This is a genomic window from Luteitalea sp., from assembly GCF_044337415.1.
Taxonomy (GTDB): domain Bacteria; phylum Acidobacteriota; class Vicinamibacteria; order Vicinamibacterales; family Vicinamibacteraceae; genus Luteitalea.
On record NZ_JBIINP010000198.1, the window covers coordinates 1 to 7,059 of the forward strand.

Annotated in this window: 5 protein-coding genes; all 5 read right to left on the minus strand. The window is 68.4% G+C overall.

Translation table 11 applies throughout. The annotated features are described in order from the left end of the window. Positions 1-484 precede the first annotated feature (484 nt). Positions 485-1,648, minus strand: a complete 1,164-nt coding sequence (locus ACIRDX_RS18805; RefSeq protein ID WP_396626976.1) for a Gfo/Idh/MocA family protein — start codon at positions 1,646-1,648, stop codon at positions 485-487. A 156-nt stretch (positions 1,649-1,804) separates the two neighbouring features. Further along, a complete protein-coding gene (locus ACIRDX_RS18810; RefSeq protein ID WP_396626980.1) occupies positions 1,805-3,583 on the minus strand; it encodes a GMC oxidoreductase in 1,779 nt (592 codons plus the stop codon). A 2-nt stretch (positions 3,584-3,585) separates the two neighbouring features. Beyond that, the gene (locus ACIRDX_RS18815; protein ID WP_396626977.1) at positions 3,586-4,215 is read right to left on the minus strand and encodes a gluconate 2-dehydrogenase subunit 3 family protein; all 630 of its coding nucleotides are present in this window, start codon (positions 4,213-4,215) and stop codon (positions 3,586-3,588) included. Positions 4,216-4,262: 47 nt separating this feature from the next. Beyond that, positions 4,263-5,300: a Gfo/Idh/MocA family protein gene (locus ACIRDX_RS18820; RefSeq protein WP_396626978.1), complete on the minus strand. Its 1,038-nt coding sequence runs from the start codon at positions 5,298-5,300 to the stop codon at positions 4,263-4,265. Between the two features lie 245 nt (positions 5,301-5,545). Next, positions 5,546-7,059: FAD-dependent oxidoreductase (locus tag ACIRDX_RS18825; RefSeq protein ID WP_396626979.1), on the minus strand; the 1,514-nt coding region annotated here is incomplete at its 5' end.

The window sequence follows — 7,059 nt, forward strand, 5'->3', positions numbered from 1 at the left end:
GGGCCCGAGCGATCCCCGCTCGATCAGTTCGCGCACGTGCGCGACGACGAGTTCTGCGGCCACCCCCTCGAACGGTTTCTTGGAGGTGCGTTGGTTCTCTGTGGTCATACCACTACTCCGGCTGACTTGTGCTGGTTGCTGGCCAGCGCACGCTATCACCCGTCATCCGGCCTGTCAATTACCGGACGCCACAAAGTCAGCGCCGATGGGAGGTCCTGCCGCTGCCTGCTGGCCTAGGGCGCACTCTGCCCATCGCGGACGGCACTAGCACCACACAGGTCTGACCAATTTCAACGGATCCGGAAGACCGGAAGGATGGGACCAAAAACATGAAGCGCAAGCCACGCGCCAGACACGCCGGCAGTTCCGGCAACGGCGGCGACGGCCGGCCCGACTCCCGACTCCCGACTCCCGACTCCCGAAAATGAAAACGCCCGGCCGTCCGTGAGGACGACCGGGCGCGAGCGACACGGGCGCCGCGGCCCTAGAGCGACGCGACGGCGGTCCAGACGTTGCCGTTCCGGTGGCTCGCCAGCACCGCGTCGATGATCGCGTTGGCGCGCCAGCCGTCCTCGAACGACGCGAAGTGCGCCGGGCGCTCGCTCATCGGCTTGCCCTCGGCGATGTGCTCGTAGACGGCCTTCAGCACGTTGCGGAAGGCGTCGGGCCACGCTTCCTGATGGCCGCCCGGCAGCTTGGCCAGGCCGGCGACATCCGCGTCCATCAGCGACGGATCCTTCTGCAGGATCATGTTGCCCTTGCTGCGGTGCCCGATCCAGAGCTCGTTCTGCTGCTCCTGGTGCCAGCGCAGCGAGGCCTCGCCGCCGTTGATCTCGAGCCAGAGGTCGTTCTTGTGGCCGGCGTTGATCTGGCCCACCGTGAACGCGCCCTTGGCGCCGTTCTCGAAGCGCACCAGCACCGAACAGAGGTCCTCGACCTTGATGTCGACCGGCTCGTACTGCTCGTCGGCGCCGCCCTTGGCAAAGGCGATGCGGGCGCCGAGCGGCTTCTTGCGCACGGGAATGACCGTCGTGAGATCCGACAGCACGTGCGTGATGCGCAGGCCCGAGACGTGCTGCGCCAGGTCGCACCAGTGCGATCCGATGTCGCCCATGGCCGACGACTCGCCGCCCTTGTCCGGCTCGAGGCGCCAGCTGTAGTCGGTGTCGTAGAGCAGCCAGTCCTGCAGGTACGCGCCGTGGATGAAGCGCGGCGGGCCGATCTCGCCCTTCTTGATCATCGTCCGCGCCTGCTGCACGAGCGGGTTGCCGCGGTAGTTGAACGTCACCGCGTGCACCACGCCCTTGGCCGTGGCGGCGTCGAGCAGCTCCTTGGCCTGTGCCGAGGTCATGGCCAGCGGCTTGTCCGACACGATGTGCTTGCCGGCCGCGATGGCCGCCATGTTCACCGGGTGGTGCATGTAGTTCGGCGTCGCGTTGTGCACCACCTGGATGTCGGGGTCGGCCAGCAGCGCCTCGTAGCTCCCGTACGACTTGGGCACGCCGAGCGCCTCGGCCTTCTGCCGCGCCAGTTCCTCGTTGAAGTCGGCGATGGCCACCACGTCCACGAAGCCCAGCCGCCGCACCGCCTCCAGGTGATGGGGTCCGATGAACCCCGCCCCGACCAGCCCCATTCCGATTCGCTTCACTGGCATCTCCTTACGGTCTACGGAAACTTCACACGCTCAGAATTTCAGAATCCCAGCCATGCGGAGTTGCATGACATCACGAACAGCATCGACGCGTCGACGTACCGCACGTGGCGAATGGCAATTCTGCAATTCTGCGATTCCGCAATTCTGCAATTACAGATTGCCCGTCCGCATCTGGTCCTTCACGTAGTCCATGGCGCGCCAGCAGAGCGCCATGATCATCCACGTCGGGTTCTGGCAGCTCGCCGAGACGAAGATGCTGCCATCGACGACGAACAGGTTCGTGATGTCGTGCGTCTGCCCGAACGAGTTGGTCACCGAGGTCTTCGGATCGGCGCCCATCCGGGCCGTCCCCATCTCGTGGATGGACCAGCCCTCCGTGAGGATGTTGCGCCGCACGACGATGTCGGTCGCCCCGGCCGCCCGCAGCATCTCCTCGGCCGTGTCGGCCATGTCGGCCGCCATCTTCTTCTCGTTGTCGCCGAAGGTGTAGTCGAACTTCAGCACCGGGATGCCCCACGCGTCCTTGACCTGGGGGTCGAGGAACACGCGGTTCTCCTTGCGGGCGAGCACCTCGCCGAAGCCGCCGTAGTTCACGCGCGCAGGGTAGTTGGCGCGGACCGCCTTCTTGAAGCCCGCACCGAACCCGGGTGTCTCGGCCGCATTGGCCGGGAACTCCGCCGCGCCGCTCGCGCCCTGGAAGCCGTACCCGCGGATGAAGTCGGGGTGCTTGTCGGTGACGTTGCGGAACCGCACGATGTACGTGCTCTGCGGTCGGCCATCGTCGTTGGTCGGCGCGGTGCCGACGCGCGACGGCAGGGTCCCGCTCGCGCCGGGGCCCATCACGTGCTCGCTGAAGTAGTGCCCCACCACGCCCGACGAGTTCGCCGTGCCGTTGGACCGGGTCGCCGACCTGCTGTTCAGGAGCAGGCGCGTCGACTCGAGACACGACGCGGCCAGGATGACGATGCGGCCGCGGAAGTCCATGACCTCCTTGCTGACCTTGTCGATCACCCGCACGCCGGTCGCCTTGTTGGTGCGATCGTCGACCAGCACCTCGGAGACCACCGAGTCGGTGCGCACGGTCAGGTTGCCGGTGTCGCGCGCCGGGAAGATGAGCGCAGCCGGCGAGTGGAACGCCGCGTTGAGATCGCAGCCGCGCCCGCAGCGGCCGCGGCCCATGCAGCGCGCCCGGTACCTGTTGTTGAGCACGCCGTCGGTGGTCACGCCCGCGCGGCCGGCAATCAGCTTGCGCCCCATCTTCGCGATGGCGCGCTGCACCTGCACCTCGCCGCAGTTGAGCTTCAGCGGCCGCTGGAACAGGCCGTCGGGCAGGTGCGGGATGCCCTCCTTCGTGCCCGTGATGCCGAGCAGCGTGTCGACCTTGTCGTAGTACGGCGAGATGTCGGCGTAGGAAATCGGCCAGTCCTCGCCGAACCCGTCGTGGCTCTTCGCCTTCAGGTCGAGATCGGAGAAGCGGAGCGACACCCGTCCCCAGAGGTTCGTCTTGCCACCGAGCACGCGGGCCCGCACCCACGCGTACGGCGTGCCGGTGATCGGGTGCTGCTTCTCGTCGACGATCCAGTCCTTCGTGAAGTGATTGCCCGAGTAGGCCATCACCTTCTTGTACTGCTGCATCTCGGGCGTGAGCCCGTACGGCCGGTCGAGGGTGCGGTACTCGGCGGCCTGCAACGCGAACTCGTCGGCCGGCAGCCGGTGGCGACGGAGGGCCTTGTAGGGCCACTCCATCGTCTTGTATTCCTTCTGCGGGTCGAGCATGCGCCCGGCCTCGAGCAGCAGCACCTTGATGCCCGACTGCGCCAACTGGAAGGCCGCCATGCCCCCCGCCGCGCCGGAGCCGACGACGATGGCGTCGAAGGGCTCCTTCCCGGGCGTGACGGATGCCGCGGGTTCCTGGCCGTGCCGGTGCATCGTCACGCCCTGGGTTGCGCCTTCTGCCCGCAGTGGGGGCAGTCCTTGCCGTCCTCGGTGTGACAGCCGACGAACTCGGGCAGGTACTGGTTGCCCTTGTACTGGAGGTCCTGCTGGATGCCGATCTCCGAGGTGTAGTAGCCGCGGATGGTGGCGTCCTTGGTGACCTTGAAGAACTGCTCCACCGGCGTGGTCGGCCTGGCTTCGTTGGCGCTGATCGTCGTGAGCAGGGCGTTCACCTGGGCCGGCTGCAGCTTGACGAACGGCACCTTGTGCGCGGCCACCGACGCCGCGTCGAGCGCGGCCACCCCGTCAGCCCATGCGGTCCTGGTCCCTGCATCCGACTCCGACAGCAACAGGTCGATGTAGTCGGCCACCCTGGCGGCACGCGCGCCCGGCGAATGCGCGTCGGTGGGGATGATGGCCTCGGTCAGGGCATCGACCGTCGCGTACTGCGCGGGCGTGAGCACCTTGAGCTTCGGCGCCGCGGCCGCGCGCTGGATGGCCTCGAAGGCCAGGGCGCCTTCCTCCGACAGCGCCGGCAGCATGGCGATGGTCCCCACGCTCGTGCCGATGGCCTTGAGTACGGCGCGTCGACTGACGCCAGCGGCCGATTCGTTCATCTCGTTCATTGCGTGCCTTCCTGCAGTCCCCTCGACAACTCACGCCACGCGCGGCGTCAGCCCGGCAGCACCACGCGCGTCACGGCGACTGGCACCCTGGTCCGCGCCGAGTCGTACAGGGCTTCGACGAGCGCCACGCTCCTGCGTCCCTCCCTGGCATCGCAGGCGGGTCGGCGCCCAGACTGCAGGGCCGCGACGAAGTCTTCCACCACGCGTCGGTGCGGCGAGGCGTCGGCCACCACGGCGGTCGACGCGCTCCGCGTCGCGCTCGTGAGCGTGGTGCCGTCGACATGGCCGTCCTTGAGATCCCAGCCGGCGATGCGGTCGTGCTCGAGGATGAGCGTCCCGTCGGTGCCGGTGATCTCGACCCGGCGGGGGTAGCCAGGATACGCAGCCGTCGTCGCCTGGAGCGTGCCGATGGCGCCCGACGCGAACGACAGCGTGGCCACCAGCGTGTCCTCGACCTCGATGTCGTGCAGCACCGTGGCCGCGCGTGCCTGCACCTCGGTGACCTCGCCGAGCAGGAACAGCAGCAGGTCGGCGGTGTGGATGCCCTGGTTGATCAGGGCGCCGCCGCCGTCGAGCGACGGACTGCCGCGCCACGGCGCGGACCTGTAGTACTCCGGCGCGCGATACCACTTCACGCGCGCATCGACGAGCAGGATCCGTCCCAGGCGGCCAGCCGCGATGGCGTCGCGGGCTTCTATGAAGGCAGGCGTGCAACGGTCCTGGAAGAACACGCCCAGCGACACGCCAGCCCGCTCGACGGCCTCGATCGCCGTGTCGACGCGCTCGAGCGTCACGTCCAGCGGCTTCTCGGTGAGCACGTGACAGCCGCGGGACGCCGCGAGCGCGATCTCGTCGGTATGCACCCCCGACGGGCTGCCGATGCACAGCAGGTCGAGGGCATGCGCGTCGAGCATGGCCGCCAGTGCCGGGGCCGCGGCCAGGCCGTACTTCTCCGCCAGCGCCCCGACCTTGACCGCGTTGCTCCCGCACACGGCGACCGCCTCCAGGCCTGGCACCTCGGCCACGGCACGGATGTGCGTATCGCAGATGTTGCCGCCCCCGGTGAACCCGACGCGCAGGGTCACGGTCGTCCTCGCTGCTGGTGTGTCACTGACGGCGAGGATATGACAGCCGTGCGCCGGGGACAATCACGGGAGTCGAGCCGGGGTCGTCGGCAGTCGGCGGGCGGCAGTCGGCAGTGCACGGATGCTCTCCGAGCCCTGAGCCGTGAGCCCTGGGCCGTGCGCGGGAACGGCAGGGGCTTGGCGCTGGGGGCTGGGGGCGGAGCCTCGATGCACGTCCGTCCAGCCCCGAGCACCCAACTCCCGGATTACTGTGGCTTCGTCCACTCGAACACCGCGCGCTGGCTGAGCAGCTTGGCCTTCAGCGCTGCGGGCGAGACGGCCTGGACGGGGATGTTGGCCTCGATGGCCATCCGCGCCGCGACCCCGGCGGCGTGGCCGATGATCATGTACTGCGGCTCCATGCGCAGCGTCGAGTACGCGACGTGCGATGCCGAGAACGCCACGGGCACGAGCAGGTTGGTCGCCTCGCTGCGTCTGGGCAGCATCACGCGATAGGGAATCTGGTACGGCGTGACCGACACCTGCATGTCGCCCTCGTTCTCGGCGAATCCCTCGGCATTGACGATGCGCTGGATGTTGTGCGAGTCGCTGTTGTAGGAGCCCATGCCGATGACGTCGAGCTTGCGCAGGTCGGTCTGGATGTCCTTCTGCGACACGACGAACTCTCCCACCATCCGGCGCGCCTCGCGCACGTACAGCTGGTGCGGCCAGTGTCCGGTGTCGACGAACTCGTCCTTGCACAGGCCCCATGGCGCCATCGCGGTGTGCAGCGCCGCCGGCACCTGCGGGTCGTGCTGCAGGAAGTAGAGGAAGCCCTGCACGTAGTCGACATGGGCCTGCCAGATGCGCGCCCGCGTCGCGTAGTCGCCGTCCGCATAGGCGTAGTTGCCGCCGATGTAGTCGGTCGAGAACGCCCCGTTGTTGTTGGTGTCGGTCTTGCCGTTGGGGATCGGGTCCGGCTTCATCACGTCCCACAGCGACCACGGCTGCTTCAGGCGCCCGCGCGGGTCGCCCTTCTGCACCTGCGCCTCCGGCGCCAGCGCCGCCTCTCGCTTGACGACATCCATGGCGGCCAGCATCTTCGCCAGCAGCGCGTATCGCGACGGCGAGTACCCGGCCGGCTTCGGGAAGGGCACCCGATTGTCGGCGCGCTGCGTCATGCAGACGCGGAAGTTGTAGGCCTGCAGCTTCGTGTCGGCAGTGCCCGACGCCGCCTTGGGCTCGCCCGAGACCTCGGGCAGCAGGCGCCCGGCGTCGTCTCGCGCCGGCACCGAGACCTGGAACTGGTGCAGCGGCGTCCTGTCGCGCACGCCCGCGAGCGACTCGCCATACTGCTCGACCGACTCGCGCCCGAACGTGTAGGTGACGCCGGACTGCGCCATCAGGTCGCCCTCGTACGTCGCGTCGGCGAAGATCCTGGCGCGGAACTCGGCGCCGTTCTCGAGGCGGATGGACGTGATGCGCGTGCCGTCCTTGGACACGCCCGTCTTCTCGACCAGCCTGTGGCGATAGAAGACCTTCACGCCGGCTTCGGCCGCCCACTCGCGGAAGATGGCCTCGGCCACGTGCGACTCGAGGTACCACTGGATCGGCACGCCGTACTTCCGGCCCGCGCGCTCGTAGTACTCCAGCGAGTAGCCGCCGATCACCTCCTTCTTGCCGAAGTCGGTGAAGCCCAACCCACCCGAGACCATGCCACCGAGGTGATCGCGTGGCTCGAGCAATGCCACGGTGGCTCCCTCACGGGCCGCCGCGATGG

Coding starts and splice junctions, on each gene's coding strand:
- ACIRDX_RS18810 (WP_396626980.1), bottom strand. CDS start 3,583: ATGCACCGGCACGGCCAGGAACCCGCGGCATCCGTCACGCCCGGGAAG.
- ACIRDX_RS18815 (WP_396626977.1), bottom strand. CDS start 4,215: ATGAACGAGATGAACGAATCGGCCGCTGGCGTCAGTCGACGCGCCGTA.